Origin of the sequence: Bacillus sp. Nf3, from assembly GCF_003028545.1 — a bacterium.
GTDB lineage: Bacteria > Bacillota > Bacilli > Bacillales > Bacillaceae > Bacillus > Bacillus safensis.
The window spans coordinates 1-503 of sequence record NZ_PYUA01000144.1 but is presented as its reverse complement, the minus strand read 5'-3'; the positions used below and the strand labels follow the sequence as shown (position 1 = coordinate 503).

The 503-nt window shown below is 63.8% G+C and carries 2 protein-coding genes; both read right to left on the bottom strand.

From position 1 onward, the window contains the following. The coding region (locus C9414_RS21240) for an undecaprenyl diphosphate synthase family protein (RefSeq protein ID WP_483295703.1) at window positions 1-129 on the bottom strand (129 nt) is incomplete at its 3' end. Window positions 130-191: 62 nt separating this feature from the next. After that, window positions 192-503: ribosome-recycling factor (locus C9414_RS21235; protein WP_142398104.1), on the bottom strand; the 312-nt coding region annotated here is incomplete at its 5' end.

Below are 503 nucleotides of genomic sequence, written 5' to 3'. Positions count from 1 at the left end.
CAGGGTCAGCGCCGGGATGCCCAGTTCAAGGCAGCGCTCGATGGTGCGGTTGACGGCACGCGCGCCGGCACGGTGGCCGATCACGCGCGGGCGACGACGCTGCTGCGCCCAGCGACCGTTGCCATCCATGATGATGGCAACGTGGCGGGGCAGGGCAGCCGGCAACGGAGGCGGGACTGAAGGCATCGACTTCAGACCGACAGCAGTTCTTTTTCCTTGTCGGCAACGACCTTGTCGACGTCCTTGATGTTGGCGTCGGTCAACTTCTGGATGTCGTCTTCGCCGCGCTTCTTCTCGTCTTCGCTGATCGCCTTGTCCTTGACCAGCTTGGCGATTTCCTTGTTCGCGTCCTGACGGATGTTGCGGATCGCGATCTTGGCGCCTTCGCCTTCCTTCTGCACCTGCTTGGCCAGCTCCTTGCGGCGCTCTTCGGTCGGCGGCGGCATGTTGATGCGGATCGCCGTACCCAGGGTGTTCGGGGTGAACTCGGCGTTGTACAGGCC